We start from the raw sequence: 26,678 nt of genomic DNA, 5'->3' as shown, positions 1-26,678 counted from the left end.
AGGCAACTGGAAATAATGCTATTTCAGAGGTGGAAGACTTGTTAAAAGGATTATATACCGCAACGTCCGCAATGATTACACAGCAGAGAAGAACGGAAATGCTGTCAAATAACATCGCAAACGCGAATACATCAGGGTACAAAGAGGATCAAGGTTCAATCCGCGCCTTTCCCGAGATGCTTCTGAGCCGAATAGAAGGCGATAAAAAAACGAAAATCGGTTCCGTCAACACAGGCGTATACATGCAGGAGCTGAAACCGTTGTTTACGCAGGGAAGCCTGAAAACGACCGATCAGCCGACGGATATCGCGCTGATGGAGAATCAGGTTCCCAAGAATGCCGAAACGAATGAAAACGCCGAGCTGTTTTATCCCGTGCAGACCGCAGGCGGCGTCCGCTATTCAAAAAGCAGCACTTTCTCATTAAATGAAAACAATCAGCTTACGATAAACGGAAACCTTGTGTTATCAACAAACGGACAGCCGATTACAGTCGACAATGAAAAATTCACCGTATCAGAAAACGGAACGGTCACGACAAACGGCCGGCCGGCGGGGCAGATTGATATCAGAATGGAAGAAGACGTGCGCAATCTGAAACGGGACGGCAATGACCTATACAGCACGGCCGACGGCTCTGAACTGCCGAGCGCGGCGGCGAATCCCCAAGTCTCGTATTCATTAAAGCAAGGCGTCTCGGAGCTTTCGAACGTGGACGTGACGAGCACGTATACAGAAATGACGGAAGCATACAGATCATTTGAAGCCAATCAAAAAGTCATTCAGGCTTACGATAAAAGCATGGATAAAGCCGCAAATGAAATCGGCAAAGTGTAACAAAATGGGGGACATTCAATTATGATGCTCAGATCAATGCTGACGGCTTCAACAGCCTTACATCAGCTTCAGCAGCAGATGGATACAGTCAGCAGCAACCTTTCAAACAGTGATACGACAGGCTATAAAGCGAGGGACTCCCGCTTTTCCGAGCTGATCAGACAGCAGTATGACCATATAGATGACAAAAAGGAAAATTCGCCGAACATGCGGAAAACGCCGCCCGGTCTGCGTCTCGGCGCCGGAACGGTCATGACTCCGCAGCTGGACTCAGGGCAGGGAAGCATCAAAAAAACCGACCGTGACCTTGATATCGCGTTCACATCACCTTATCAATATCTTCAGGCAGAAGCGGACGGACGGCGGGTGTATACAAGGGACGGCTCACTTTCCCTCAAGCCGGCCGGCGGAAATGACCGGCTGCTTCAGCTGATGACAGCGGGAGGCAATCCCATTCTCGATGAGAACGGTCAGCCCATACAAATTGACAGTTCGCTGACTCAGCTGAAAATCAGCAAAACCGGAACGCTGACTGCTTCAGACCAGGCGGGAACCCGTTCGCAGACGTTTAATCTCGGCATCGTCAATGTCAATAATCCGCAGGCGCTTCATGCGGAAGGGGATAATCTGTTTTCCGTAAACGGCGCGGGGGCTTCAGCGATTGAAGAGCTTACCGGCGCAAACCGGCAGGCAATCGGCATGGAGCAGGGCGCGCTTGAAGGTTCAAATGTCGATATGTCAAAAGAAATGACCGGCTTAATCGTGTCTCAGCGTTCCTATCAGCTGAACAGCCGCACGATTACATTGGGAGACCAAATGCTGGGCTTAATCAACTCAGTCAGATAAAAGAAGGGGCGTTTTGATCAGCCGCGCATGATAAAAAATGCGGCTTTCTCAAAATCGCCCTTTTTTTTGTAGTAATCAGTAATATCCTGAAGCAGCACTTCCAAATCCACCCACGCTTCAATTTTCTGCAGCTCCAGCACAAGCTTCTGCAATCGGTCGTACGGGTCCTCCTGAGCGGTGTACAATATGTTGAGCGCGGTCAGCTTCAATTTCATAATCTTGTTCTGCACTTTTTCAGATATGTATAAACCTTTCTGCAGCACGGTTTGTCCTTCGGCGGCAGATCCGGTTTTAAAAAGTGCTCTGACCGCTTCGTATACACAATGCAGGTAGGAAACGGGAGACTCTTTCTCGAAACGCTGATTGCCCAATACCTTTTTGTAAAAAGGGAGGGCCTCTTTATCTTTTTTCTGGGCGGTCTTTAAAAAACCAAAATTATAATAGGCGTGGCACAGCAGGTTATTGTCATTGATCCGGTCCGTTATCTTTATGGATTCATTGAAGAGCTGTTCTGCGTCGTCATAGCGTGCCTCGTCTATATAATTCACGGCGAGAAGCAGCCGGCAGCTGAGCGTTTTTTTGATGTAGCCGGCTTCATCTTGATAGATTTCCAGCGCTTTATTGACATATTGAATGGAGAGCGCAGGCGACTTCATCATGTAATATGCACCCGCTGTTTTATAATAAAATTCAGCGGCTTCGAAACGGTCCTGAATGGCCGGCAGGTACTGTTCAGCTTCTTTAAAGCGGCAGACAGCACGGTTCGGAGCGCCATTCACCATATGGAATAACCCTTTGAAAAAATAGAAATAATAAGTTAATTCATGATCCATCTCATCTTTGCGCCGCTTCAGCTCGCAGAACAGCTTATTCAGACCGTCTTTTTTCTCAAACAGCAGCTGAAACCGTGCGAAAAACAGCTGATATCTGAGTTTGAGCTTTGCATTCTTTTGTAATTTGGGGAGATGCTGATTGATTTGTTCGTGAAGGGAACGGGCTAGATCGAATTGGCGTTTTCCCATGGCATCATACCACTCATTCAGCATCATCAGCGTACGTTTTTCAGTAAACTTAGCAATCATCTTCCAACCTCTTTGCATAGGGTAAAAATCTTTATTTATCATAACACATTAATGGACGAGGCTCATTGCCAGCTGGTTACAGTTTACAGCGCGGTTGAAAAAGAAATTGATTCATAATATACTTCCAAATGTACAGATTGGTTGCCACATATACCTTCTATACATACTATTGTCGATGAAGGAGATGTCAAGAGAATGCTTGATACTCAGCAAATTAAAGAAATTATTCCCCATCGCTATCCGTTTCTTCTGGTAGACAGAATTACGGAAGTCGAAGAAGGAAAACGGGCGGCGGGATATAAAAATGTGACGGCGAATGAAGATTTTTTCAACGGCCATTTTCCCGAATACCCTGTTATGCCGGGCGTATTAATCGTAGAGGCTTTGGCGCAGGTCGGAGCAGTTGCGATGCTGATTAAAGAAGAAAACCGGGGCAGACTCGCATTTTTTGCGGGGATTGATAACTGCCGTTTCAAAAAGCAGGTAAAACCGGGTGACAAGCTGGAGCTTGAGGTTGATATTACCCGCGCGCGCGGTACGATCGGACGCGGCAAAGGCGTTGCCAAAGTTGACGGCGAGCTCGTGTGTGAAGCTGAATTAACCTTTGCGCTCGGAGAATAAAAGCAAACAAATGGGCTTATAAAAAGCCCATTTTGTATAGAAAGGGGTGAATGTGATGTGGTCAGAATTTAAAAGCTTTGCGATGCGGGGCAATATCATGGATCTGGCTATCGGTGTCGTCATCGGCGGCGCTTTCGGCAAAATCGTGACGTCGCTCGTTGAAGACATCATCATGCCGCTGGTCGGACTGCTTCTTGGCGGTCTTGACTTTTCAGGGCTGGCCGTGACATTCGGTGATGCTCATATCAAGTACGGAAGCTTCATTCAAACGATTGTGAACTTCTTCATTATTTCATTTTCTATTTTTATCGTGATCCGCACAATAGGCAAGCTGAGACGTAAAAAAGAAGCAGAAGAAGAGGCTGAAGAAGCCGAGGAAACAGATCAGCAGACAGAACTGCTGACTGAAATCAGAGATCTGCTGAAACAGCGGGCTCCTCACAATGACTAGGGCACAAAAAAAGGCTGGATGATTAACGTCCGGCCTTTTTCATATGATTATAATTTTTGTTTAAACGCTTCAATCAGCCGGCTGCCCGAGTAGCCTTCTTTCACGAGCGACTCCAGAATGCTTTCTGATCCGGGGTGATTTCTTGACACCATTTGACCGTAAATTAAAACTTGTATACTTCTTTCCAGCTCGACGATATTTTTGATGCTTCCCGTCAGCTGGGCGGGACGGTTGCTTTTTTTCGTAATCGTTACAAACACCTTCGCTTCTTTCTGGCTTTTCATCAGCATGTCAAAAAAAGACAAGTGTTCGGCCGGGACCAGTGCTTCAATTAACCAATGATTTTCTCCGTCCTCTTTGTTGATAATCAATCCGTCTAAAAGGGGAAACTGCTCAATCGGCTGATCGTCTTTATCTAAACGTTCCACATTCAGATCAACCAGTTTAAAGGTTTTCATCTCTTATTTTCACCCCTGTTGTCCATGTTTTTCGTTCATTTATTATAACACATATCATTTTTCCCGGGAAAATGCTGTAAGACATGCTTCATCATTTTTGTAGGCGGTCAACATTTAATCATTTCTATTTTTTCATTATAATGTAAAAGAATATGGTCATGGAGAGATGCTTATGAATCAATTGCGCCTGAAGGAAATCTATATAGAAGACGGTTCAAGGCGAAAAGACGATCATTCCTACTTGGTATGCAAAAAGGAAGATTGTGAGGTGCATCTTAACAGAAGGGGAAATGTCGTCTTTTTATATGAAACAAAAGACCGCATGGAACAGTATAAAATTCAGCTTTCACTGACTGATAAAAAGCTGAGTTTTTACTGGTTCGCATGGGACGGCGGAAAGTTTGTCCGCATGTTTGAGAAAGACTGGCTCAAAACGAAACTTTTCTCGCGGCTGCTCAAAAATACATATTACATAAGCGGTCAAAAACAAAAGTTTTTTTTATCAGAAAGAAAAACGAAAACATAAGAGCAGCCTGAACGAATAACGGCTTTATCCGCTTTTTGCTTTCACGAGCCCTTGTACTACAATGAAGCCAGCCTCGAAAAAGAGAGGAGGATACGGCTTGTTTAACCACGTTATGCTTGTCGGCCGGCTGACGAAAGACCCGGAGCTCCGTTTTACAGCAGCGGGCATTCCCGTCGCACATATTACGTTGGCGGTAAACCGCAATTTTAAAAGCGCGTCGGGTGAAACCGGAACCGACTTCGTCAACTGTACCATCTGGAGAAAAAACGCTGAAAACACGGCATTGTACTGCCAAAAAGGGTCAATGGTCGGTGTAAGCGGCAGAATCCAGACGAGAAGCTATGAAAAGACAGACGGCGTAAAAGTTTATGTGACCGAGGTCATGGCTGATACCGTTCGGTTTATGGATCAAAAACAGAAAGAGCCGCTGGCTGAATAGCATTCTTTTTTCCTCGATTTCCCGCCTTTCAGCGGGCCCCGCAATACCTCCTTCCCACTCGCCAGTCGAAAGACTGGTTTTTTTGTGCGGGAGCTAAAAAATGGTTAAAAAGAAGTGATTTCGCTTATGAATACTTAAAAACATTGAATATATTGGGATAAAAACTTATAATTACTTACAGATAAGTGACGAAAAAGGGAATGAGGACGTGTATCAAGAAGAAAGACTGATTGCGATAATGGAATATTTGAAACAGCATCGGCGGATCACCGCTGAACAGATATGTTCGCTGCTTCATATTTCAAGAGATACCGCAAGAAGGGACCTTGTAAAGCTGAAAGAGCGCGGGGCCATTATCAGAACACGGGGCGGCGCGATTCTGCCGTCGGTGAATCAGGAGGTTCCTGGCTATTCGGGCCGGCTGAAAACTGTTTCTGAAGAGAAAAACAAAATCGGCAAGCTGGCCGCATCCCTGATCCATAAAGGAGACCGGATCATTCTGGACACCTCGACAACCGTGCAGGCCTGCGCGGAGCATTTAAATGTCACCGGCTGCACTGTTATTACAAATTCGATCAATCAGGCCGATATCCTTTCCGCAAAAGAGGGAATTGATATTCACCTGCTCGGCGGAAAGCTCCAGAAGGAACACCGGTTTTTATACGGGGCTTCCGTCGTAGAAAAACTGGGGGATTATCACGCCGATAAGGTGCTGATCGGCGTTGTCGGCATCTCGGAAAACGGCCTGACGATTCCGCATGAAGAAGATGGCATGGTAAAGCGTAAAATGATCCGACAGGCGGAACAGGTGATTGCGCTGAGCGATCACTCCAAGCTTGGCCGTACGAGTTTTTATCAGTATGCAGACCTGCACGAGGTTGACCTGCTGATTACCGATCGGCTGCCTGATCAGGATTTTTGCGATCTGCTCGACCGGCACGGCGTAGAATTGCTTGTAACTGAATCTGAAGAAGAGGATGAGGACATGTGAAACTGATTGCCATAGATCTGGACGGCACACTGCTGAACAGCAGTCATCAAGTAAGCGATGAAAATGAGCGGGCTTTAAGGGAAGCCTGGCAAGCGGGAATTGAAATCGTGGTTTCCACGGGACGCGCGCATTTTGACGTGCACTCCATATTCGAACCGCTCGGCATAAAAACATGGATTATCAGCGCAAACGGAGCCGCCATTCATGCTCCTGACGGCAGCCTGTACCACTGTGATGCGATTGAAGAAACAAGAGCCCGCGGCATTTTGTCCTGGCTTGAAGAGAATCAATATTACTATGAGGTGTTTACAAACAAAGCCATCTATACGCCTGAAACCGGCAGGCAGCTGCTCGATATCGAAATGGACCGGGTGAAAAGCGCAAATCCGGAAACCGATCTTTCCGTTTTGGAACAGGCGGCTTCAGTGCAGTACAGCCAGTCCGGCTTTGCTTACATTCATTCATACCGTGAACTCTTTGAGAAAGAAGAGCATCTGGATTTTTATAATATTCTCGGATTTTCGTTTGATGAGCGGAAGCTGAAAGCGGGCTGGGACCGATTCAGCGGTCAGAAAGATCTCACCCTTGTCAGCTCTGCCGATCACAACTTTGAACTGGCGTCTCGAAACGCCTCTAAAGGGCAGGCGCTCAAACGGCTGGCGCAAAAGCTCGGCATTCCGATGGCTGAAACCGCCGCGGTCGGTGACAGCTTAAATGACTATTCAATGCTTCAGGCGGCCGGAAAAGGCATAGCGATGGGGAATGCGAGAGAAGATATTAAAGAGATCGCTGATGCCGTTACATTGACAAATGATCAAAACGGCGTTGCGCATATGATCAGGAATTTACTGTGAAAGGTATGGCGATACTGTTCATGACTGGCGTGACGCATTCATGGCAAATGCGGCGTAACAGTAAGGACGACATAAAAGACCGGCTCTTCTGAGAGAGCCGGTCTTTTTGCGTTTAATGTGATTGCGCCGATGCGCTGAGGGTGAATAATTCTTCAAGCTCAGCGGATGACAGCTCGGTAATCCAATTTTCACTTTGGATAATCTGATCGTTCAGCGTTTGTTTCGTTTCGAGCATGGCATCAATTTTTTCTTCAATCGTTCCCGTCGTAATGAGTTTGTGAACGTGGACGAACCGTTCCTGGCCGATTCGGTAGGCGCGGTCGGTCGCCTGGTTTTCCACCGCCGGATTCCACCACCTGTCATAGTGAATGACATGATTGGCAGCCGTCAGGTTCAAGCCGGTTCCGCCCGCTTTCAGTGACAAAATCAGCGTCGGGTATTCTTTCTTCTGGAACCGTTCGACGAGAGAATCGCGTTCCTGCTTGGACAGGCTTCCGTTTAAAAACTGAACCGGTTCTCCGAATGTTTTTTCCAGGAGGCGCTTCATCATGTTGCCCATCTGAATGTATTGGGTGAAAATGAGGCAGCTTTCCCCTTGTCCGCGGATCACCGCCATTAAATCAAGCAGCTTTTCCAGTTTGACGGATCTCCCGTTTAACAGCTCTGTCTGTTCTTCCTTCAAATAGAGCGCAGGATGGTCGCAAATTTGCTTCAAGCGGCCGAGCATGCTCAGAATCAGCGCTTTCCGCTGCATCCCGGTCAGAGAAGCCATATGTTCAAATGTATCTTTGACAAGCTGTTCATAAAGGGATGCCTGTTCGGCTGAGAGCGGGATAAACTCTTTTTGTTCCAGCTTGTCAGGAAGATTAAGCGCCACTTCTTCATCCCGTTTTGTCCGGCGCAGTAAAAACGGCCGGATTAACTGCTGAAGCTGGTTGATTCTTTTTTCGTCACGGTCTTTTTCAATCGGCAGCACATAGCGTTTATGAAAGCCGGTCAGACTGCCGAGATAGCCTTTGTTCATAAAATCAAAGATCGACCAAAGCTCTGTCAGGCGGTTTTCCATCGGTGTTCCGCTCAGCGCGATATGATGGACGCCTTTCAGCTTTCTGATCGCGCGGGACTGCTTCGTATGCGCGTTTTTAATATTTTGCGCTTCATCAAGGCAGATGGTGCTCCATGTCACGGAAGAAAGCTCTTCCTGATCGGCGTGCGACAGGCCGTAAGAAGTAAGAACGACATCCGCGTCCTGATAGGCCGGGACAAATGCTTCCCCCTTCGGCCGGCGGGGGCCGTAATGAAGCACGGCCTTCAGCTGCGGCGCGAAGGTCTGGAGCTCACGCTGCCAGTTGCCGAGCACCGATGTCGGCGCAATGATTAAGGCAGGCGCTTTTTGCCGGCCGCTTTCCTTCACATGGAGAAAATAAGCGATCATCTGAATCGTCTTTCCCAGTCCCATGTCATCTGCGAGACAGGCGCCGAAGCCGTTTTCCCGTAAAAACAGAAGCCAGTTCATGCCGTACATCTGATAAGGGCGGAGCTGGCCCTGAAACGCGGCGCTGACTTCATGCTCCGGCAGATCCCGGGCATCCGTCAGTTTGCGGATCAGGCTTCTGAGCTGCTTTGATAATTCGATCTTGATCCCGGCAAATGCCGATGAGTCAATGATGTCTGTGTCCTCGGCTCCGTTTTCCCCGTGATCCATCAGTTCGCGCGCCAGCACGTCGGACATGTGGAGGCCCTCAGATTCCGCTTTTTCCATCAGTTTTTTCATCTGTTTAATAAATTGCGGATCAATTTTCACCCATTGGCCGCGGATGTTGACGAGACGTCTGTTGTTTGCGACAAGCTCATTGAATTCATCCTCTGTCAGCTCAATTCCGTTTGTGGCGAATCTCCAGTTGAAATCAAGCAGAGCGTTCATGCCGACGAAGGACTCGCCCCGCGGGGAGGATGACACTTTCGCCTTGAGCATCATATTGCTGTCCCGGACAATCTGCCACCATGATGGGAGAAGAATCTCCACACCCATATCGACAAGCGTCTCACTCGCTTCCGATAAGAAGATCCAAGCCTCTTCTTCAGAAATCAGCGTCGTTCCTGAATCAAACGAAAGCCAGGGAACCGTTCTGCGGAAGCGGTCCTGTTCGCGCGCGATTTTTCCGCTGTATGCCTGCCACGCTTTTTTCAGTCCCTTCAGTCCGTCAAAAAAGGTGATGGAGCCGGTTTTTTTCTCACGTAAAAACATTTCGATTTTCCAGTCGTCACCGTCGAAATCAGGCTCGTTTAATCGGAGCCCGACGGTAAACGGCGTCAGATCGTCATGCCAGCCGATTCCCTCCAGAAAATCATCTTCATCCAAAAAGGAGCCTTTAAACGTATGAACGGCCGGTGAGCGGGTTTCGATCCGCCGCCATTTTTCCAGCAGGTCATCATTGTACTGAATGTAGTCCTGGACCGCGGCTGAGAACCAGTCTGCCGTAAAGCCTTCCAGCAAAAGCTCGCGGTCTTTGAAGCGCAGGACACCATTTTGCCAAGCCTCATAATCCGGAAGAAAATCGCCGTCGGCAATAAATTCGTATATCGTCGAAGCCGCTTCGATTAACGGTTCCGTTTCCTTTGTCAGCTGCACGGTGCTGAATGAATTGAACGAGTTTTTTCCGAGCAGCTCGACGGTCATCCACGGGCTGAGCAGAACGGCCGGGGTGCCGATGAAGCTGACGTCTTCAAGAAACGTTCCGTAAAAGGTGGACTCATGCCATTGGAACAAATGAGTCTTCATCTGACTGAGAGTAAGCGGCTGCTCCTTCTCATCATGGCTTGACAGCGTAAATGTCCAATCTTCCATTTGTTCTACATGAATGAAAATTTCCTTAAGACTCGCCATCAATCAACTTTCCTTTCTGCAATTCTTCTTGAAGGGCGCGCAGCCTCTTGTAGCTTGCGCTCAGCCGGCTGATATACCGCTCCCATACCTGCTGTTTTTTTGCCTTTTTATAAAGCGTCCGCAGTTTTTTCAGATGGCGCGCAGCCTCTTTATAGGCGCTGCGGTTTTTTTGGTCGATAAAAAAGGCCGCCGCCCGGTGATAGGAGGGGATGAGCGCTTCCGGATCACTGGCGGCAATTTCCTTCAGGATGTCCTTTTCGATTTCCCAGACGGAAAAACCGACGAGGCTGTGAATCTCCACCCACTCCGCGTACCGTCGTTTTTCGTACAGGTACTGGCTGTATTCGGTAAAGGTATAGGGAAGGCAGCCGGAAGCAAACCGTTCAAACAGCTGATCATCCCGTGAGTGCCGCGCATAATCCGCCAATAGCGCAAACAGCTCTCCGATAATGTCGCGCATTTCTTTAAACGGCTTATCAAGCTTCGTATAGTTGACGGCAAGCGGTTCGATCCGGCCATACCATGCTTTCAGCCGTTTCCAGTCTTTTTTCGCGGTGAGTTCACCGAGCCATTGAAAGGTATACGGCAGCGCTTCAGGAGGGAAGCGGGACATATCTTGGAAGACCGCTTCATCATCTTTTTGCAAAAAGGCCAGATGAAGCCGTCCGAACCGCAATTCCGGCGAAAAACGGCGCCCGCTTTCCTGTTCGAGAATCTCCTGTTCACGCGCGACCCATTTCGGCCGGTTCAAAAGCGCGCTCCACATTTCACCGAATACCCGGAGGCGTTCGTATTGAAAAAGCTCTTCTTTCACAAGCAGTCTGCGGAGCACCGGGGGCGTCCGGTCTAAAAAGGGATCGAGTGAAAAAGACAAAGCGTACGTTTTCAGTCTGTCAATGGAGGAATAAATCGTATCCATCAGCTGTTCCACGTATGGATTGATGCTGTAATAATCTTTTTCGGCATCCAATCTGCCTGACTCAATCAAAGTGAACATGTGAAGCCAGACGGCAAGCGCCGAATGAATCTGATACAAGCTTTTAAGCTCGGGTTTTTTCGGGGTGTGTTTTTTGAGCGCTGACAGATAGCCGTAATAAAGGCCCTGCATCGTCTGGCTTCCGGCCGGCGTCCGCGCCTCCCACAGCGAGAATTCCGAATCAAAAAAAGCGAGCCAGCTTGACAGCGACTCTTCATTCGGCAGCACTTTTTCCTGAAACTGCCGGCGGACAAGCTCCCTGCTTTCCTCAAGCTTTTCTCTTTCCAGCCAATGTTCGGTAAAGGTACCGACCCGCTCGAATTGGGCATATACGTAAAGAAAAACGGCCAGCACGTGGCGGCAGATCGCCTCAGACGGGCATGCGCAGCCGCTTTTCACCATGAAAAATAAGTTCAGCGTGACCCTTACAGGCACAACATCCTGCACATATGCGGAAATCTCTGTCGGGGTTTGAACCTGTATACGATAGACGGAATCCTGCCGATATAAAATGAGTGCTTTCTTCATCAGCTGAACATTGTCTTCATTGTAAGGAAGAAGTTCTTTAAGCTGTTCAGCCGCTGCGAGCACATCTTCTTTAGCAATCATATCCTGAAGCATGATTATCGCTCCTAACGAGTCACAAAATAAAAAGATTCCAATTCCTCTATTATATCGCAACACATGGCCCGGAAAAAGTTTTTCCTAAAAAAGGACATAAAAACCCGAATGTGTCGAATGATGTATTAGAGATTGCAAAACAGCACCCGACAGCATATAATAATCTTGTTTTCAATTTAATGGAAGCCGAAAGGAAACGAATGATGAAGAAAACGAAGTTAGATCAAGAGGAGTTTCTGAAGATTTTAATGCATGCGCACGACATTGGTGAGCAGTCCTCTGAGATGACCACAAAAGAAATGCTTGAGAATTTGATTTCTTATATTAAAAATGGATATGCAACATAAAATCCCGCAGGCTCTTGGCCGCGGGATTTTTTAATCTTCCTGTGACACCAGTATTTAAAGCGCTTACAAAGATAAAACAGATTGAAGTGATCGTCTATTTTTGTCGAATTTTGTCATTTGAAAAGGTTAGAAATGACAGTTTAAAACTGTATAATCGTAATTGGAAAAGATCATTGGAGGGAATGGGAATACGCGGAAAGTGATATGGAGGTTATATGGGAGAATCTACAAGCATAAAGGAAATATTCGCAATACTGAGAAAGCGTCTGCTGTTTATACTTATTATTACCGCGGCGGCATCTGCCGCAGGCGGACTCATCAGTTTCTTCGCTCTTACGCCGGTCTATGAAAACTCAACTCAAATTTTGGTCAGCCAATCCAAAAACAATCAAAAAGAAGTCCAATTCAATGATGTTCAAACCAACCTCCAATTAATCAACACGTATAATGTCATCATCAAAAGTCCGGTCATCCTCGATGAGGTGATTAAACAGCTGCATCTGTCCATGACTTCGAAAGAACTTGAATCGAAAATCACGGTGTCCAGCGAGCAGGATTCACAAGTCGTGACGATCGCCGTGCGGGATACGGATGCTAAGCGGGCGGCCGTTATGGCAAATGCGGTTGCAGCCGTTTTTCAGGACAAGATCACCGCCATTATGAACGTGGATAATGTCAGCATCCTTTCAAAGGCCGAAGCGGCGGACAGCCAGTCACCGGCAGAGCCTAACCGTAAGCTGAACATCGCGATTGCGTTTGCCGCCGGACTTTTGGGCGGAATCGGTCTCGCCTTTTTGCTGGAACATCTGGATAATACGATCAAATCGGAAGAACAGCTGGAATCGCTGCTCGGCATCCCGATCCTGGGAACGGTTACTTCAATCAGTACTAAAGACAGCGTTGCCAAAAACTTGAGGATGGCGGAAACCAAACAAGCGGGGGGCGGACATGTTGACGCGTAAAAAAGACAAACCCGGAAAACGAAGCGTGATTGCGATGTCTGAGCCGAAATCCATCAACTCAGAACAATATCGCACGATCCGCACAAACATTGAATTTTCTTCCGTTGATACGGAGGTGAAGTCCCTTTTGATCACATCCGCCGGTCCGGAAGAAGGAAAATCGACAACCGCGGCCAACCTTGCCGTCGTATTTGCACAGCAGGGGAAAAAAGTGCTTTTAATTGATGCGGATCTGCGCAAACCGACGGTTCATTTCACCTTCAAATTGGATAACGGAACCGGATTAACGTCACTGCTGTTAAAACAGATGCCGTTTCAGAAAGCCGTCCTGCCGGCTGATGAAGCAAACCTGGATATTTTAACGAGCGGGCCGATCCCGCCCAATCCGGCGGAGCTTTTATCGACGGGTGCCATGAAAGATCTTCTGTCAGAAGCCGCCGAAGTTTATGATAAGGTGATTTTGGATACGCCTCCCGTTTTGGCCGTAGCCGATACGAAAATATTAGGCAGCTACACTGACGGGGCCATTATGGTGATCTCAAGCGGGAAAACGGACAAGGAAAAAGCGGCCAAGGCGAAAGAAGCGCTCGATTACTGCCCGTGCAAGCTCCTTGGGGCCGTGATGAACGGGAAGAAACAAACGAAACACTCGGACTACGCCTATTACGGACAATAATGTCATAATGGGCGCGGTCCATTCTTTTTAAGGAGGGATTGAAATATGATAGATATCCATTGTCACATCCTTCCTTCCATAGACGACGGCGCGGCGGATGATACAGAAAGCCTGAAGATGGCGAGAGAAGCGGTCAGACAGGGGATTGATACGATCATCGCGACGCCGCATCATGTGAAATACCGCTATGACACGGACCGGCATACGGTCAACGAAGCGGTAAGCCTGTTAAACAAACGTTTGAATAAGGAAGGCATTCCGCTGACTGTTCTGCCCGGCCAGGAAATCAGAACAGACGGAGATCTGCTGGCAGGTCTTCAAAGCGGCTCGCTTGTCCCGCTCCATAATACAAAGTATGTGCTGGCGGAATTTCCGGCGGATCATGTCCCGGCCTACGCTGAAAGGCTGTTTTATGAACTGCAGCTGAACGGATATGTCCCCGTCATCGCCCATCCGGAGCGGAACAGGGAAATTCGCGAAAACCCTTCCGTCCTATACAGTCTTGTGAAGAAAGGCGCGGTCGCCCAAGTGACGGCCGGCTGCATTGCCGGAGCATTCGGGCGGAAAGCGAAATCCTTTTCGCTGCAGCTGATTGAAGCGAATTTGATCCACTTTCTCGCATCTGACGCCCATAATCTCGGACCGAGAAATTTTTATTATCAGGAGGCGCTCGGCGTTCTGAAAAAAGAAGCAGGGGCGGAGCTGATTTACATGCTCACGGAAAATGCGGCGCTTCTCGCTGAAAACAAAGCCGTTTATAAGGAACCTCCGCTGCCTGTGGCCCGCCGTAAGCGCTGGGGTCTTTTTTAATCGTCGTCTCCATCCCGTTTAAATGAAGCGTAAGCGGCTGTTTTGCAAGATGATTCTTTTATGCTTATGCTATTATCAGCGGCCGGCGCCGTTTTTTCCTATCATGACCTCAGGCTTCCGGCATTCAGCCGGCGCCGGGATCATATGATAATAACGGTAAGCTGCCCAGCAGCAATTTCTAAACGGTTGGGGGAACACGATGAAAATAACAGTGATCGGAACAGGCTACGTCGGTCTTGTGACAGGAGTGTCTCTTTCAGAAATCGGCCATGACGTAACATGCATAGACATTGACGAACGTAAGGTTGAGCAGATGAGAAAGGGCTTGTCCCCTATCTTTGAACCGGGCCTTGAAGATATGATGAAACGAAATATCGGCCGGCATCGGCTGGCATTTGAAACGAGCTACGAAAAAGGGCTTGCGGAAGCTGACGTTATTTTTATAGCGGTCGGAACGCCGCAAAAAGAAGACGGGCACGCAAACCTTACTTATATTGAAAATGTCGCCGAACGGATTGCCGAACATATTTGTAAAGATGCGATCGTCGTGACAAAAAGCACGGTTCCCGTGGGAACGAATGACAGGATCAGCGAAGTTATTCATTCACGGCTGAAAGCGGACGTGAACATTTCAATCGCCTCGAATCCGGAATTTCTCCGTGAAGGTTCGGCAATTCACGATACCTTTCACGGCGACCGCATCGTGATCGGGGCTGAAGACCGGCAGACGCGGGAAACGCTTGACCGGGTTTTCGCGCCGCTTGCGATTCCGGTATATCATACGGACATCAGAAGCGCTGAGATGATCAAATATGCGTCAAACGCATTTTTAGCGGCAAAAATCAGTTTTATTAATGAAATTTCTCATATATGTGAAAAAGTCGGTGCGGATGTGGAATCAGTCGCACACGGAATGGGATTGGATAAACGGATCGGCAATCAATTCTTAAGAGCCGGCATCGGTTACGGCGGTTCCTGTTTTCCGAAGGATACAAACGCCCTCGTGCAGATCGCGGGACATGTGGAGCATGATTTTGAATTGCTGAAGTCCGTCATTAAAGTCAACAATAACCAGCAGTCCATGCTGGTTGATAAAGTGCTGAACAGGCTCGGCGGTGTGACAGGGAAGACCATCGCGTTATTAGGGCTGTCTTTTAAGCCGAATACAGATGATATGCGGGATGCCCCGTCCATTGTCATTGCAGATCGTCTGGCGGCTCTTGACGCCCGGATGACAGCGTACGATCCGATCGCTTCATTCCGGGCTTCCGGGCTGCTTCCGGCTGAAGTTTCCTATCGGGAGTCCATAGAAGAAGCCGTCAGGGGAGCGGATGCCGTCCTGATTCTGACAGATTGGGAACAAATTAAACACTTCCCGCTTGAAGCGTACAAAGAGCTGATGGAAACCCCGGTTATTTTCGACGGGAGAAACTGCCACTCGCTTGAGGAAGCGGAACAGGCGGGCGTGGAATATATCTCAATCGGAAGAAGAGCCGTCGTGCCTCAGACTGATTCTGTCACTTGAAAGGCCGGCGGACCGCGCCGGCCTTTTATCATACAATCATTAGAGACGAAGGAGATATTTATCGTGGAAAAAACATGGAAATTGCCGAAGCAAATGGAATCATCCCGCGGTCTGCTGGAAACGTCAGCACGGCGCTTTATCAAACTGCACGTCAAAAAAGCTGAAACGGGGCGGTATGACAGTAAAATTGCCGGAGACCCCTATTTTCCGAAACATGAACCATATCCTAAAGATGAAAGCGGCAGGCCGATGAAGCTTCTCGCTCAAATCAATTTTGCGGATATGCCCGGACTCCCTGATTTTCCGGACACCGGCATTCTTCAGTTTTACATATCGGTCAGTGATGACGTATACGGTCTGAATTTTGACGACGGGTGCGCGCAAACGGGTTTCTGCGTCAAATATTTTGAACATGTGACAGCAGAAGAAGCGGAGCTCATGGATGATTTTTCTTTCGTTCATGTTGAAGAGGCGTACGATTTTCCGATTCAATCAGAAGCGCTGATCACCCCTGAGCTGTCTGCTGAATGGGTGCTCCCGTCTGATTTTCAATTCAGGCAGTATGCCGGGATGGATGCCTTTGACTATTTCGAGCAGTTTGACGATGAGGTGTATGACGAATATACGGCGAACGCATTCGGCCATAAAATCGGCGGCTATGCGTCCTTCACCCAGGAAGATCCGCGGTCTTACTCCCATCAAAACCATACGATTCTGCTTTTGCAAATTGATTCAGATGATGACATTGATTCGATGTGGGGAGATGTGGGAATCGCCAATTTCTTTATCAGACCGGAAGATTTGAAGAGAAAAGATTTCTCAAACGTTTTGTACAACTGGGACTGCAGTTAACGACATTATGATGATCATGATACAAGGCAAAGGAGACGGTTAATCACTGTCTCCTTTTTTTTAGGGAATTTATCATGGATACATAGAGGAGATCGATGAATGGATATGCCGTTTATGTGAGTCTTTTGGCGTTAATGATGAGCATCTCGGCTGTTGAAAATAAGTCATTTAACCTATTTAAGCTGCTTTCTGTCTATTTTAAAATATAATATATGGAAATATAGTATGGAAAAGTCTGTGCTTTTTGTACGACTTTTTGCGTAAGACGAGGTGAAAACAGATGAGCCATTCAAGCACATTAAGCCATATTAACAGCACAATCAGCCATAAACTGGGCGAGGTTGAACACCAAATTGATAAATTAAAAGAAGCGAAAAGAGAGATAGAATCTCTGCAGGAAGAGGGCGTATCTGAAATCAGGGACATCCTCAGGCCGCACCTGGACCATCATTGGACCGGCACTTTTGCTGAAGAATTTGATGACCGGCGCGATCAGGCCCATACAGAAGCATACAGAATCGTCACAGACAAATACGACGGTTATATTTACCGAATCGGCTTAAAGATGACACAGCTTGAAATTGAAAAAGGAGGGCTCCTTGCCGCCAGAAGCATCGCGAGAGAGGCAGAGCACCTGCTGACGCTGGGAGAAGAAGCCCTTGACACGGTCGGAGAAAAAATACAATCAATCAAAAGAAGCTGGAGTTGGTTTTAATGGCAGAAATAAAACTCAAATACGGAGCCGTCATGAAGCAGCTTGAATCCGTCAGCAGCGCTTTGGAGGCTGTTTCGATCGGGAACGCCGGTTCAAACGGAAAAAACAAGCTCGACTATACCTCCAAGTACCAATCCCGCGAGGCAAAGCTTGTATCGATGATCAGCGAATACAAGCAGGCCGTTCATAAGAATATCGCGGACGTTAAAGACAACGTAGATTCTTTGAAAGAACAGGACGAGGCGATCGCCGTAAAATAACGAAAGAAAGGACTTGCCGATGAGCAAAGTGTTTGAATCACAATCGTTAACGGACGAAGCAGATAAGAGAAAGAAACAATACGAAGCCCTTGAAGAGCAGCTGCGTGCGCTCAAACAAGCCTTTCAAGGCGTGGCCGATCTGGGTGATGCTTTGAAAGGGAAAGGCGCAGACAATATAAAAGATTTTTTTCAGGGACAAGCGGAAATCGCCGACAGCTGGCTGACGCTTGTCTCTGCTCAAATTGCGTTTTTAAATGGCATTTCAGGTGACATTAAAGATCAAGAACTCAGCGATACATATGTGGAGACTTCATTTTTGGAGCATGAGCTGCCCAACGCGGATTTGAAAGCTTCAGAGATTGTCTCCGCTCATAAAGCAGAAATCGATTCAATTTTGTCAGGCATCAGCGATATTATTCATCTCGACACATATACGCTGGATGATTACGCTGATAAAATGGGCGATGCCCAGAAAACCAGACGTGACACGATCACGGCAGTCGATACGCTTGATGAATCCCTGACTGCTGAATATCAAAACTTAGAATCTCTGGACAACGCCGTGCTCAGCAAATATTCTGTTCTCATGCAGGCCACCAGCAACGGGAAAAGCGCATCCCCTATGTACTATGACAAAAAAGCCTTCCACAGCAATGAAATCTACAAAAGCGTCACGGCGACAGAAAAACAGGGAACGGACTATATTGACGCAAAAGCCCAGCAGGCCGAAGCAAGACGGCTTCAGGAAAAGGCTGAAGAAGAAGCCAATAAACCATGGTACGAAAAAACATGGGACGGCATCTGCAACTTTACCGGCGAAGTCACCGGCTATTATGATTATAAAAGAGCAGCCGAAGGTGTTGATCCGGTGACCGGAGAAAAGCTCTCCACCGCAGAACGCGTCACAGCAGGAGCGATGGCCGCCGCCGGATTCATACCGGTCGTCGGCTGGGCGGGCCGCGCTTTCAAAGGCGGAAAAGCCATTTACAAAACCGGAAAAACCGTCATTGCCGCAGAACATGCTTTAGATGCCTATAAAACCGGAAAATCCTTAGACATTCTCAAAATGACAGAAATGGGCGCATACGGCCTTGTCGCCTCAAACGGATTCACCGAAGCCGTCACAGGCCGGGATATGTTCGGAAACAAAGTGTCCGAGGAGAAGCGGAAGCAAGGGGCACTGGAAGCTGCGCTGAGTTTGGTTGGAGCCGGGGCGCTGGCGAAGCATGTAAACAAAGGCATACCGCTTGCAAAATCGCCACAAGCATCAAAAGTTGAAAAAGGGAAAAAGATTCTAGACCAAGTAAAAGAATTCAAAGTACCGACGAATGTAAAAATTCGTGTCCACAAGACTGTCACACCGGATGGCGCATCTTTCCCAATCATTTATGCTGATGTGAAAACGACTGCTGTGAAAGATCTTGGGGTTGTGAAGATGGCTAGTGGTGGTAAAGGTATTAAGGGTATTGTTAAACCTGTTTCAAATATGAATGAGTTTTTTGATATGGAATTTGGAAAAAAAATAAGTAACTCCTTATCAAAATCAAAAGTAAAGTACGATGGACAATCAATTTATAAGGTGGAAAAGAAAACTGATAACCAATATCTGAAAAAGGGTTATGGAGTTTATCTTGACGCATTACACAAAGACCATTTAGAAGTAATAGATAAGACGGGAAATGTGAAATACGTATTGAATTTAGATGGTACTTTAAACCCTGACAAGACTAAGAAAGCACTTGGACGAGTAGTTAAGGGGTGGAAATAATAGTGGAGGAATTTATATGGATAAAAAGTTAGAAGGAATATTGGACATACTAGATAAACTTAATTCAAGTATTAATATTGTAAATAAAGAAGATTTAGATGAACAGTACGAGAACCTTGAGGATTTTAGGGTGTTAACTAGAGATTTAGATATTATACTAAACAATTTTGGTTCATTGGATAAGAACGATGGTGATGAAATAGAGAAAATGTTATTTGAACTTCATAGAATTCTAACGACGTTTGAATGGCATTTCTCAGAAATCAGTGATTTAAACACAACAATTTTAAAAGTTTATAAAGACAAAATCAATAACCTCTAGTAATGAAAAGCCTTAAAAGATTTTTATTTTCTTTTAAGGCTTTTTTAGTGGGGGTGAGTGCCGAATAAACTGTTTTCTATTTAGAGAGTAGAGGTGATCCTTATAAGCCTTATATGATGTTTTACCAAATTATAAAGTGCGTACAAATAACTTTAAAATGTATGCCCTATCGTATGAATCAAGGATTAATCAAACACCTGCACAGATCAATCCAAAGATTGAATTTTAAGGAATTAGGGGAGAATCTTTAAGTACGCTTAAACCTCCACCAGACCCTAAATTGAAAAGCATATTAGATGAGGCTGGTGTAAAAGGGATTCAATATAAAAATGGAGTTCCTGATTTTTCACCAATTGCAAAAGCACAAGTTGAAATCAACTATATGCTTGGAGGAAAAGGAACTTATGGGGGGAAAGCAAGACGAGCTAATTTTGTTCAATCAGATCAAAAATTAGCTGACCAAATTAATGGCTCACCTGAGTTAGCAAGTCAATTTGGGATGGAATCTGGTAAAATTAGTGCAAGAGATATAAAAAAATATCGAGAAAAAAATAAATTAACATGGCATGAATTAAATGATGTTAAAACAATGCAACTTGTGCCAACAAAAATAAATAGTGAATTCGGACACCTTGGTGGTGTAGGAGAAATAAACGCAGGAGCTTTTAAACCTGAAACAAAGGCATACCGCTTGCAAAATCGCCACAAGCATCAAAAGTTGAAAAAGGGAAAAAGATTCTAGACCAAGTAAAAGAATTCAAAGTACCGACGAATGTAAAGATTCGTGTCCACAAGACTGTCACACCGGATGGCGCAACTTTCCCAATCATTCATGCTGATGTAAAAACGACTGCTGTGAAAGATCTTGGGGTTGTGAAGGTGGCTGGTAGTGGTAGCGGGAATAGTAAGAAACTTTTCGGTCAATATGGAACTCAAATTGCAAGTAAGACAACATGGCAAAATGGGAAGACAGAAAGAATAGACATTGAAAACCCAAATCCAGGGCAAAGAGAAGGTCAAATTCACTATCACGAGCCAAGTAATAAAAAATGGTATTTTGATGTAGAAACAAAAAAGTTTTATGACCAAAAAACAGGTGAAGATGCACCTAGCAAAATTCAAAAAGTACTTAAAGACAAGAGTGTTCAGAAAGCTATAAATAAGGGATTGAAATTTTTAGGTGAGGATCCTGTATTTTAGTATAGGAGTGAAGATTATATATGGAATATACAAATAAAAATATGAAAAGACTAAAAGAACGACTTGAAGATCGGAGTAATGCAAATAAAGTTGACCTATCTAAATTAAAGGATATTATTTCACCTAATATAGTTAAAGTAGACGATTGCTATATTCTAGATCTAGAGTATGAGTTAACTGATAATACAACGATAAATTGGAATAGAATTTTGAAAATGTACGGGGATAAAACGGGGTATGAAGCATCGTGTAATGAGCTCCGCATAAACGATTATTTAGACAACAGTGATTTGTCTGATGAAGAGATTTCACTTTATGCGTTTCAGGTAGTAGACGGTTGGGAACAACATTTAAAAGAAAAATTTCCTGAGCATAAATTTGTTGTGATTATAAGTATTGATGAAGGTTTTGCGACACTTAGATTTCATAAATATAGAGAAGAGGAAAGCGGTTGGCTAAAGGCCGACATTGAAGAGTACGGAAACGAAGCTATCCTTGTAAAAGAAATTAACTTTAGTAATAAATTTAACTAAAAAAGCAGGTAGTTATATTGGGACTGACCCCTGTTTTTGAGACAGGGATCAAAACACCTTCATACAGCCAATTGCCGATATTGTATCGGCGATTGGCTGTTTAGTTTCGTTTGAATACGAATATTGTTATAATAATGAATGTATTCTATGGCAGTGCGTTCTACGATGGCCGTCGTAGTTCGATCAATGTTAAGATAGAACGTTTAGACTTTAGTGAGGAATGAAACGATTCGATGGAGGCATTATCAGCGGGCGTCCCTTTGCGGGACATGCTCATGGTAATGCCTTTTGTTTTAACAGCTTTCTGATACTCATAAGATGTATAAACAGAACCTTGGTCACTATGTAACAGGCAGTTCTCTGGCAGTGCGGGCAGCTGATCAAGTGTGTGTAAGACAAAGTCTGTGTCCTGTCTATCGCCAATCGTAAAAGCAATCACTTCTCCATTGTATAAATCCAATATACTGGAAAGGTACAATTGTTTCTGCCCATAAGGCAAATATGTGATATCCGTTACTAGCTTTTCCAGAGGGCGATCATACTGAAAGTTTCGATCTAATATATTCTCGGCCACGGCATATGGCTGCCCATTCTTCTTGCGCTTTTTCACCTTAACCCGGCATTGCCACTGATTCTTCTGCATAATGCGCTGAACCGTTTTATGATTCATGCTGATGTGAAAACCAAAGCTGTGAAAGATCTTGGGATTGTGAAGATGGCGGGTAGTGGTAAAGGCACCAAGGGTACGGGTAATGTAAGGCATTTAGATGATGTACCTAGAATAAGTGAAATTGAAGTGAACTTTAAGAGAAATATAAAACATGATCCTGAAGAATTTGCAAGACAACTAAAAAATCAAGAAAAAGGAATGAACGAATTAACAGTTAACGAATATTTGAAAAATAGAGAAAGATATATTGCTAAAGGTAGAGCGATAGAAGGAAATTCTGCTCAAAAAATGGCTAGACAAGAAGCGCTTAAAGATAAAATTGCTGAACTACGAAAGCAAGGACTCTCAAGAGCTGATGCGACTAAACAAGCTTCAGATTGGATGGACACACAAGCAGCGCTTCACAATCCAGATCAAATAGCTGGAGGAAGGGCAGACAGTATTGGTGGTTTAGGGGATAAAAGAGTTAATTCCTCCTTAGGATCACAATGGAAATATAGAATTGATATTGTTGATGAGCAAATTAGGAAAACGGCAGAGAATATGTCACCTGCAGAAATAAAGAATACTTATTTGAATGTAAAGTTGACCCAATATCAAAAGGGGGCATTTTAATTGGATACCTTTGAGAACTATATTAAATACGATACAGTTGATGAAAGAATTACTTTAAGATATAAAGACAAACTTCCTGCAGAACTGATAGAAGTATGGGATAAATATGGTTTGGGAACATTATTAAACGGTTTTTTAAAAGTTATTAACCCAGACGAGTATTTAGATATCTTAGAAAGATGTTATATGAGGTACGAGCAAGCGATTCCTATTTTCACCACCTCAATGGGTGATATTATAGTATGGGAAAAAGATAAATACGTTAATTTATTAAATTTTAGAAAAGGGCATGTTCATGTTGTTTCATCTGGATTTGATTTCTTTTTTGATGATTTAAAAGATAATGATTTTATGAATGATGAATTAATGTGGGAACCTTATCCTGAAGCTAGTAGAATATACGGTAAACCTGATTATGACGAATGTTTCGGATACACTCCTTTACTAGGTTTAGGTGGATCTGAAAAAGTAAAGAATCTAGAAAAGGTAAAATTAAGAGAACATATTCTTATTATTACTGAATTTATGGGCCCAATTGAATAGGATTGGTGTTAAGACAAGCACTTGATTTGCACTTAAGGCATCAAGTGCTTCTTTGTATGTAACAGGAATAGCTGAACGAAAAATGAATGTTTGCTTTCCAAGGAGGTAAAAATAGTTCATGGCTGAATTTGAATTTATAAATCATTTAGAAAATAAAACATATAAGGTACCTGAAGAGGATATATTAAAAGCTGAACAAAGAATGAAAGTAGATATTCCAAATGATTTAAAACAATTATATTTAGAAGTCGGTTATGGTTTTATTAAAGGTGAAAGTGATAATGCAATTAATAGGATATTGGGGCCAGGGGCAGTAGCCGACATTAGACTAAGAGAAGGAATTTTTGAGTTTGACCCAGATTTAGATGAACTTTATGATGATGAAAATAAACTTATTTTTTTGAAGTAAACGAGGGTGTTTATATTTCTATAGATTTACAATTAGAAAACAATCCAATATTTTATTTTGACACTCAAATAGCTGAGTCGTTAGAGGATTTTTTTTAAAAGTTCCTCAATGATAACGAATATTATATTGATTTAATTGAGGATTAGACTTATAAGAGGGAATGGTTAGAAAAATTAATTAAACTTGATGGCTGCTGAAGCCTTTCAAGGTTTTTTTATAGGTGAATTGTTGTTTTCTGTTTTGTAAATTCTGAATAATTTATTTGGCTTTAGGCTGCGTTCCGGTTACCGGAGAGTTGGTAACCCTACGGTTGTACTTAGGAAAGGTGTATAAAGTAATGAAATACGGACATTATCATAATCAGGTAAAAGAAGTTATTGATTTTTCCAAAACCTTTAAAGCAGTTGCATCACATGATATCTCTTATTTTACTAAAATTATTAATGATGAAGAAAAAGCTAAGTACTATGCTTACGAAGATGTAATTGGTGAAGATGAATATGCGTGGAAAGATATAAAAGAAAACGAGATGAGTGAGGTATGGGGAAAATTTTATGAATTAAACGATGATCAAAAACCACAAAACCTAGACATGCTTCTGAAAATTTTTTCGGAAAATGTCAGAAGTGCTACGACTGAATTTAATACTTTTCTTGAAGAGATCGTAGCAGATCTGAATAATTGTGCAATAAATAGAGCAGTAAACGGGAAAACAGACAATTTTTTTGAAAAACTTTTCAAAATTTATAAAGCGGGCTATTTTCCATGTGGCTGGGATGGAGATTATCCTTATGGAAGTTTTATTGCGTTGTATATCGAAATGAAGAACTTGAACTGAAAAGACGATTTTAGAAATGAAAATGAGGAAAACCAATGAAATGAAAATACATCAAATTCACGATTTTGATCTAAATGATGAATCGGATTTTATTCGAACACAACAATCCCTAATACATAAAATCAACCTATCCCCCGTCATCCATCCAGACTCCGTCAACACATGCGCAGGCGTCGACCTCGCTTATTGGGAGCAGGACGGGGAACCGTACGGCGTATGCAGTATCATCGTGATTGACGCTGATACAAAAGAAGTGATTGAAAAAGTGCACAGCATGGGGAAAATCAGCGTGCCGTATGTTTCCGGTTTTCTTGCGTTTCGCGAGCTGCCGCTGATCATTGAAGCGGCCGAAAAGCTGGAGGCGGAGCCGGATGTGTTTTTGTTTGATGGCAACGGGTATCTGCATTACAATCATATGGGCGTTGCCACCCATGCGGCTTTTTTTCTGGGTAAGCCTACAATTGGGATTGCGAAAACCTATCTCAAAATCAAAGGCTGCGATTTTGAGATGCCCGAAAATGAAGTCGGCGCCTACACCGATATTCTCATTGACGGCGAGGTATATGGCCGGGCGCTTCGGACACGGCGGGACGTGAAGCCTATCTTCTTGTCTTGCGGACATAACATTGATTTAGAAAGCAGCTATCAGATCACAATGAAAATGATCAATCGAGACAGCAGGCTGCCGATCCCTGTCCGTCTGGCTGACCTTGAAACGCATGTTTTGCGAACGTTTTATCGGAAAAATCACGTGTAACACTTGCAGTCCGGGAGGCTGCAAATGTTTTTTATTGATCAGGCCATCTGGGAGGATGACAGGAATCACATGTAAGAAGCATAGACGAAGAAACAGTTATCTATATCGAACAACATATCGGGACTGAAACAAAAAGCACCTGTCCAGGTGCTTTTCTTTATAAATGAGGAACCACAAGCCCTCCATACAAAAACGCCGCGATAATCAGGAAGGCCGGATGCATCTTGAATTTTGTCAAGGCAAGGAGGGAAATCCCCGCAATCACTATCGCTTGAACCCAGCCGATCGCTTTGATGCTGTCTGCGCCGATTTGCCAGGTAAGAATGAGCATCATGACGGCGATGACAGGCTGGACGGACAGCGTCATACCTTTGATGACGGGAGATTGGCGGAAGCGCTGAATGATGCGCAAGAGGACGATCAATGCGAGCGCCGACGGTACGACGGTGGCGATCAGCGCAATCAGGAACCCGGGCCACCCGCCTGCGCTGTAGCCGACATACGCCGCGATTTTGGTGGCGATCGGGCCTGGCAATGCGTTCGCAAGCGCGAGCATATTTGAGAATTGATCGTTTGAGAGCCAGCTGTATCTGTTGACGACTTCTTCAAACATCAGCGGGATTGACGCCGGTCCGCCTCCATATCCGAGTGCGTTTGCGACAAAAAACGCCATAAATACATAAATCATGATCATGAGGCCGACATTCCTTTATCTTTTGAACGTTTATTTGTGATTTTGTCTTTCAATTTAAAATGAAACGCGCCGTATGCTAAGAAAATAATAATGACAAAGCCGGGATTGATCTGTAACGTTTGCAGGCCGATAAAAGCGATGATAAAAAACAGAATGCCCGTGACCCAGCCGAAACCTTTAAGCGCTTTTTGGCCAAACTCGTACGCCATAATGCCGAGCATGACGGCGATTACCGGTGTTACGGCGCCAATCATGCCGGCAACAATTGCTGAGTGGCTTAAGACATTGACAGCCGCAAACAAGCCCGCCATAGCAAGGCATGTAGGCAGAATATGGGTAAGGGTTGCCACGATTGCGCCTAACGTGCCTTTCAGCTTAAAGCCCAGATACGCGGCCATTTTTGTGGCAATCGGTCCGGGAAGCGCATTTGCGATCGCTAATATTTCTCCGAATTCATCATCATCTATCCATTTGTATTTATTGACGGCTTCATGGCGGATGAGCGGGATCACGGAAGGTCCGCCTCCGAATCCGAAAATGCCCGTTCGGACCATCGCCGCCGTAATGTCCCAATAGGGATGTTTCATGGCTATG

Annotated in this window: 29 protein-coding genes and 4 pseudogenes; 26 read left to right on the top strand and 7 right to left on the bottom strand. The window is 45.0% G+C overall.

Annotation, left to right across the window (positions count from 1 at the left end; genetic code table 11):
* Positions 1–38 precede the first annotated feature (38 nt).
* Complete coding sequence (locus ACKTRM_RS17120) at positions 39–836, top strand: flagellar hook-basal body protein (protein WP_007614310.1); 798 nt, start codon at positions 39–41, stop codon at positions 834–836.
* 24 nt (positions 837–860) lie between these two features.
* Positions 861–1,682 (top strand): flagellar hook-basal body protein, encoded by an 822-nt coding sequence (locus tag ACKTRM_RS17115; RefSeq protein ID WP_012118640.1) that lies wholly within the window; start codon positions 861–863, stop codon positions 1,680–1,682.
* A gap of 17 nt (positions 1,683–1,699) precedes the next feature.
* On the opposite strand, the gene ACKTRM_RS17110 is transcribed toward ACKTRM_RS17115, so the two are convergent.
* On the bottom strand, positions 1,700–2,764 hold the full coding sequence (locus ACKTRM_RS17110) for a tetratricopeptide repeat protein (protein ID WP_012118639.1): 1,065 nt from the start codon (positions 2,762–2,764) through the stop codon (positions 1,700–1,702).
* A gap of 195 nt (positions 2,765–2,959) precedes the next feature.
* Here ACKTRM_RS17110 and fabZ point away from each other — a divergent pair, with 195 nt between their 5' ends.
* Positions 2,960–3,385 carry a 3-hydroxyacyl-ACP dehydratase FabZ gene (fabZ, locus tag ACKTRM_RS17105; RefSeq protein WP_003151242.1) on the top strand — a complete coding sequence of 142 codons (426 nt, stop codon included), beginning with the start codon at positions 2,960–2,962 and terminating at the stop codon, positions 3,383–3,385.
* 55 nt (positions 3,386–3,440) lie between these two features.
* Positions 3,441–3,836: a large conductance mechanosensitive channel protein MscL gene (gene mscL, locus ACKTRM_RS17100; RefSeq protein WP_003151243.1), complete on the top strand. Its 396-nt coding sequence runs from the start codon at positions 3,441–3,443 to the stop codon at positions 3,834–3,836.
* A 47-nt stretch (positions 3,837–3,883) separates the two neighbouring features.
* On the opposite strand, the gene ACKTRM_RS17095 is transcribed toward mscL, so the two are convergent.
* Complete coding sequence (locus ACKTRM_RS17095) at positions 3,884–4,294, bottom strand: YwpF-like family protein (protein WP_012118638.1); 411 nt, start codon at positions 4,292–4,294, stop codon at positions 3,884–3,886.
* Between the two features lie 172 nt (positions 4,295–4,466).
* Between ACKTRM_RS17095 and ACKTRM_RS17090 the strand changes: the two genes are divergently transcribed.
* From ACKTRM_RS17090 to ACKTRM_RS17075, 4 genes are all read left to right on the top strand, one after another.
* Positions 4,467–4,820 carry a hypothetical protein gene (locus tag ACKTRM_RS17090; protein WP_003151247.1) on the top strand — a complete coding sequence of 118 codons (354 nt, stop codon included), beginning with the start codon at positions 4,467–4,469 and terminating at the stop codon, positions 4,818–4,820.
* A gap of 97 nt (positions 4,821–4,917) precedes the next feature.
* Entirely contained in the window at positions 4,918–5,259 is a 342-nt protein-coding gene (locus ACKTRM_RS17085) for a single-stranded DNA-binding protein (protein ID WP_012118637.1), read from the top strand.
* Positions 5,260–5,467: 208 nt separating this feature from the next.
* Entirely contained in the window at positions 5,468–6,250 is a 783-nt protein-coding gene (locus ACKTRM_RS17080) for a DeoR/GlpR family DNA-binding transcription regulator (RefSeq protein WP_003151250.1), read from the top strand.
* A complete protein-coding gene (locus ACKTRM_RS17075; protein ID WP_012118636.1) occupies positions 6,247–7,104 on the top strand; it encodes a Cof-type HAD-IIB family hydrolase in 858 nt (285 codons plus the stop codon). The genes ACKTRM_RS17080 and ACKTRM_RS17075 overlap by 4 nt, the downstream gene beginning before the upstream one ends.
* Positions 7,105–7,216: 112 nt before the next feature.
* On the opposite strand, the gene ACKTRM_RS17070 is transcribed toward ACKTRM_RS17075, so the two are convergent.
* Complete coding sequence (locus ACKTRM_RS17070; protein ID WP_012118635.1) at positions 7,217–9,991, bottom strand: DEAD/DEAH box helicase; 2,775 nt, start codon at positions 9,989–9,991, stop codon at positions 7,217–7,219.
* Positions 9,978–11,588, bottom strand: coding sequence for an SWIM zinc finger family protein (locus ACKTRM_RS17065; RefSeq protein WP_012118634.1), 1,611 nt, complete (start codon positions 11,586–11,588; stop codon positions 9,978–9,980). The genes ACKTRM_RS17070 and ACKTRM_RS17065 overlap by 14 nt, the downstream gene beginning before the upstream one ends.
* 203 nt (positions 11,589–11,791) lie before the next feature.
* On the opposite strand from ACKTRM_RS17065, the gene ACKTRM_RS17060 reads away from it, so the two are divergent.
* From ACKTRM_RS17060 to ACKTRM_RS17000, 13 genes and pseudogenes are all read left to right on the top strand, one after another.
* A complete protein-coding gene (locus ACKTRM_RS17060) occupies positions 11,792–11,935 on the top strand; it encodes a hypothetical protein (RefSeq protein ID WP_003151259.1) in 144 nt (47 codons plus the stop codon).
* A gap of 215 nt (positions 11,936–12,150) precedes the next feature.
* A complete protein-coding gene (locus tag ACKTRM_RS17055; protein ID WP_007407552.1) occupies positions 12,151–12,897 on the top strand; it encodes a YveK family protein in 747 nt (248 codons plus the stop codon).
* Positions 12,884–13,573: a CpsD/CapB family tyrosine-protein kinase gene (locus ACKTRM_RS17050; protein ID WP_012118633.1), complete on the top strand. Its 690-nt coding sequence runs from the start codon at positions 12,884–12,886 to the stop codon at positions 13,571–13,573. Before ACKTRM_RS17055 ends, ACKTRM_RS17050 begins: the two co-directional genes overlap by 14 nt.
* Positions 13,574–13,618: 45 nt before the next feature.
* Positions 13,619–14,383, top strand: a complete 765-nt coding sequence (locus ACKTRM_RS17045) for a tyrosine-protein phosphatase (RefSeq protein ID WP_012118632.1) — start codon at positions 13,619–13,621, stop codon at positions 14,381–14,383.
* Positions 14,384–14,582: 199 nt separating this feature from the next.
* A complete protein-coding gene (locus ACKTRM_RS17040) occupies positions 14,583–15,908 on the top strand; it encodes a UDP-glucose dehydrogenase family protein (protein ID WP_012118631.1) in 1,326 nt (441 codons plus the stop codon).
* A 63-nt stretch (positions 15,909–15,971) separates the two neighbouring features.
* Entirely contained in the window at positions 15,972–16,760 is a 789-nt protein-coding gene (locus ACKTRM_RS17035) for a YwqG family protein (protein WP_012118630.1), read from the top strand.
* Between the two features lie 280 nt (positions 16,761–17,040).
* On the top strand, positions 17,041–17,475 hold the full coding sequence (locus ACKTRM_RS17030) for a DUF5082 family protein (RefSeq protein ID WP_007407544.1): 435 nt from the start codon (positions 17,041–17,043) through the stop codon (positions 17,473–17,475).
* Positions 17,475–17,735 carry a YwqI/YxiC family protein gene (locus ACKTRM_RS17025; protein ID WP_007614257.1) on the top strand — a complete coding sequence of 87 codons (261 nt, stop codon included), beginning with the start codon at positions 17,475–17,477 and terminating at the stop codon, positions 17,733–17,735. Before ACKTRM_RS17030 ends, ACKTRM_RS17025 begins: the two co-directional genes overlap by 1 nt.
* Before the next feature lie 19 nt (positions 17,736–17,754).
* Positions 17,755–19,503, top strand: a complete 1,749-nt coding sequence (locus ACKTRM_RS17020; RefSeq protein WP_012118629.1) for a ribonuclease YeeF family protein — start codon at positions 17,755–17,757, stop codon at positions 19,501–19,503.
* Between the two features lie 16 nt (positions 19,504–19,519).
* Positions 19,520–19,825, top strand: coding sequence for a hypothetical protein (locus ACKTRM_RS17015; RefSeq protein ID WP_012118628.1), 306 nt, complete (start codon positions 19,520–19,522; stop codon positions 19,823–19,825).
* 160 nt (positions 19,826–19,985) lie between these two features.
* Positions 19,986–20,567 (top strand): annotated as a pseudogene (locus ACKTRM_RS17010) (HNH endonuclease); the annotation flags it as partial.
* Positions 20,501–21,025: pseudogene (locus ACKTRM_RS17005) on the top strand (T7SS effector LXG polymorphic toxin); the annotation flags it as partial. The pseudogenes ACKTRM_RS17010 and ACKTRM_RS17005, both read left to right, overlap by 67 nt.
* 20 nt (positions 21,026–21,045) lie before the next feature.
* Positions 21,046–21,558 (top strand): hypothetical protein, encoded by a 513-nt coding sequence (locus tag ACKTRM_RS17000; protein WP_012118626.1) that lies wholly within the window; start codon positions 21,046–21,048, stop codon positions 21,556–21,558.
* Positions 21,559–21,617: 59 nt separating this feature from the next.
* On the opposite strand, the pseudogene ACKTRM_RS16995 reads toward ACKTRM_RS17000, so the two are convergent.
* Positions 21,618–22,228: pseudogene (locus ACKTRM_RS16995) on the bottom strand (IS3 family transposase); the annotation flags it as partial.
* Here ACKTRM_RS16995 and ACKTRM_RS16990 point away from each other — a divergent pair.
* The 5 genes and pseudogenes from ACKTRM_RS16990 (at position 22,220) to ACKTRM_RS16970 (ending at position 25,390) form a co-directional block, all read left to right on the top strand.
* A complete protein-coding gene (locus ACKTRM_RS16990; protein ID WP_077411092.1) occupies positions 22,220–22,843 on the top strand; it encodes a polymorphic toxin type 15 domain-containing protein in 624 nt (207 codons plus the stop codon). The pseudogene ACKTRM_RS16995 and the gene ACKTRM_RS16990 overlap by 9 nt on opposite strands.
* Positions 22,844–23,386 carry a T6SS immunity protein Tdi1 domain-containing protein gene (locus ACKTRM_RS16985; protein WP_012118623.1) on the top strand — a complete coding sequence of 181 codons (543 nt, stop codon included), beginning with the start codon at positions 22,844–22,846 and terminating at the stop codon, positions 23,384–23,386.
* Positions 23,387–23,504: 118 nt separating this feature from the next.
* Positions 23,505–23,893 (top strand): annotated as a pseudogene (locus tag ACKTRM_RS16980) (SMI1/KNR4 family protein).
* Positions 23,894–24,132: 239 nt separating this feature from the next.
* Positions 24,133–24,633, top strand: a complete 501-nt coding sequence (locus ACKTRM_RS16975) for a hypothetical protein (RefSeq protein WP_012118621.1) — start codon at positions 24,133–24,135, stop codon at positions 24,631–24,633.
* A 40-nt stretch (positions 24,634–24,673) separates the two neighbouring features.
* Entirely contained in the window at positions 24,674–25,390 is a 717-nt protein-coding gene (locus ACKTRM_RS16970) for an endonuclease V (RefSeq protein WP_012118620.1), read from the top strand.
* Positions 25,391–25,547: 157 nt separating this feature from the next.
* Here ACKTRM_RS16970 and chrA read toward each other — a convergent pair whose 3' ends face one another.
* Complete coding sequence (gene chrA, locus ACKTRM_RS16965) at positions 25,548–26,084, bottom strand: chromate resistance efflux protein ChrA (protein ID WP_012118619.1); 537 nt, start codon at positions 26,082–26,084, stop codon at positions 25,548–25,550.
* A complete protein-coding gene (gene chrB, locus ACKTRM_RS16960; RefSeq protein ID WP_012118618.1) occupies positions 26,081–26,671 on the bottom strand; it encodes a chromate efflux transporter subunit ChrB in 591 nt (196 codons plus the stop codon). The genes chrA and chrB overlap by 4 nt, the downstream gene beginning before the upstream one ends.
* Positions 26,672–26,678: the final 7 nt, after the last annotated feature.

Origin of the sequence: Bacillus sp. D7-8 (assembly GCF_052055895.1) — a bacterium.
Taxonomy (GTDB): Bacteria; Bacillota; Bacilli; order Bacillales; family Bacillaceae; genus Bacillus; species Bacillus velezensis.
The sequence above is the reverse complement of the archived record's forward strand: the minus strand, read 5'-3'. Positions and strand labels throughout refer to the sequence as shown.

What these genes read in the sequence shown, in the direction of transcription:
- ACKTRM_RS17115 (WP_012118640.1), top strand. Translation starts at nt 861, where the DNA reads ATGCTCAGATCAATGCTGACGGCTTCAACAGCCTTACATCAGCTTCAG.
- ACKTRM_RS17110 (WP_012118639.1), bottom strand. Translation starts at nt 2,764, where the DNA reads ATGATTGCTAAGTTTACTGAAAAACGTACGCTGATGATGCTGAATGAG.
- fabZ (WP_003151242.1), top strand. Translation starts at nt 2,960, where the DNA reads ATGCTTGATACTCAGCAAATTAAAGAAATTATTCCCCATCGCTATCCG.
- mscL (WP_003151243.1), top strand. Translation starts at nt 3,441, where the DNA reads ATGTGGTCAGAATTTAAAAGCTTTGCGATGCGGGGCAATATCATGGAT.
- ACKTRM_RS17095 (WP_012118638.1), bottom strand. Translation starts at nt 4,294, where the DNA reads ATGAAAACCTTTAAACTGGTTGATCTGAATGTGGAACGTTTAGATAAA.
- ACKTRM_RS17090 (WP_003151247.1), top strand. Translation starts at nt 4,467, where the DNA reads ATGAATCAATTGCGCCTGAAGGAAATCTATATAGAAGACGGTTCAAGG.
- ACKTRM_RS17070 (WP_012118635.1), bottom strand. Translation starts at nt 9,991, where the DNA reads ATGGCGAGTCTTAAGGAAATTTTCATTCATGTAGAACAAATGGAAGAT.
- ACKTRM_RS17065 (WP_012118634.1), bottom strand. Translation starts at nt 11,588, where the DNA reads ATGCTTCAGGATATGATTGCTAAAGAAGATGTGCTCGCAGCGGCTGAA.
- ACKTRM_RS17060 (WP_003151259.1), top strand. Translation starts at nt 11,792, where the DNA reads ATGAAGAAAACGAAGTTAGATCAAGAGGAGTTTCTGAAGATTTTAATG.
- ACKTRM_RS17055 (WP_007407552.1), top strand. Translation starts at nt 12,151, where the DNA reads ATGGGAGAATCTACAAGCATAAAGGAAATATTCGCAATACTGAGAAAG.
- ACKTRM_RS17050 (WP_012118633.1), top strand. Translation starts at nt 12,884, where the DNA reads ATGTTGACGCGTAAAAAAGACAAACCCGGAAAACGAAGCGTGATTGCG.
- ACKTRM_RS17045 (WP_012118632.1), top strand. Translation starts at nt 13,619, where the DNA reads ATGATAGATATCCATTGTCACATCCTTCCTTCCATAGACGACGGCGCG.
- ACKTRM_RS17040 (WP_012118631.1), top strand. Translation starts at nt 14,583, where the DNA reads ATGAAAATAACAGTGATCGGAACAGGCTACGTCGGTCTTGTGACAGGA.
- ACKTRM_RS17030 (WP_007407544.1), top strand. Translation starts at nt 17,041, where the DNA reads ATGAGCCATTCAAGCACATTAAGCCATATTAACAGCACAATCAGCCAT.
- ACKTRM_RS17025 (WP_007614257.1), top strand. Translation starts at nt 17,475, where the DNA reads ATGGCAGAAATAAAACTCAAATACGGAGCCGTCATGAAGCAGCTTGAA.
- ACKTRM_RS17020 (WP_012118629.1), top strand. Translation starts at nt 17,755, where the DNA reads ATGAGCAAAGTGTTTGAATCACAATCGTTAACGGACGAAGCAGATAAG.
- ACKTRM_RS17015 (WP_012118628.1), top strand. Translation starts at nt 19,520, where the DNA reads ATGGATAAAAAGTTAGAAGGAATATTGGACATACTAGATAAACTTAAT.
- ACKTRM_RS17000 (WP_012118626.1), top strand. Translation starts at nt 21,046, where the DNA reads ATGGAATATACAAATAAAAATATGAAAAGACTAAAAGAACGACTTGAA.
- ACKTRM_RS16990 (WP_077411092.1), top strand. Translation starts at nt 22,220, where the DNA reads ATGATTCATGCTGATGTGAAAACCAAAGCTGTGAAAGATCTTGGGATT.
- ACKTRM_RS16975 (WP_012118621.1), top strand. Translation starts at nt 24,133, where the DNA reads ATGAAATACGGACATTATCATAATCAGGTAAAAGAAGTTATTGATTTT.
- ACKTRM_RS16970 (WP_012118620.1), top strand. Translation starts at nt 24,674, where the DNA reads ATGAAAATACATCAAATTCACGATTTTGATCTAAATGATGAATCGGAT.
- chrA (WP_012118619.1), bottom strand. Translation starts at nt 26,084, where the DNA reads ATGATCATGATTTATGTATTTATGGCGTTTTTTGTCGCAAACGCACTC.
- chrB (WP_012118618.1), bottom strand. Translation starts at nt 26,671, where the DNA reads ATGAAACATCCCTATTGGGACATTACGGCGGCGATGGTCCGAACGGGC.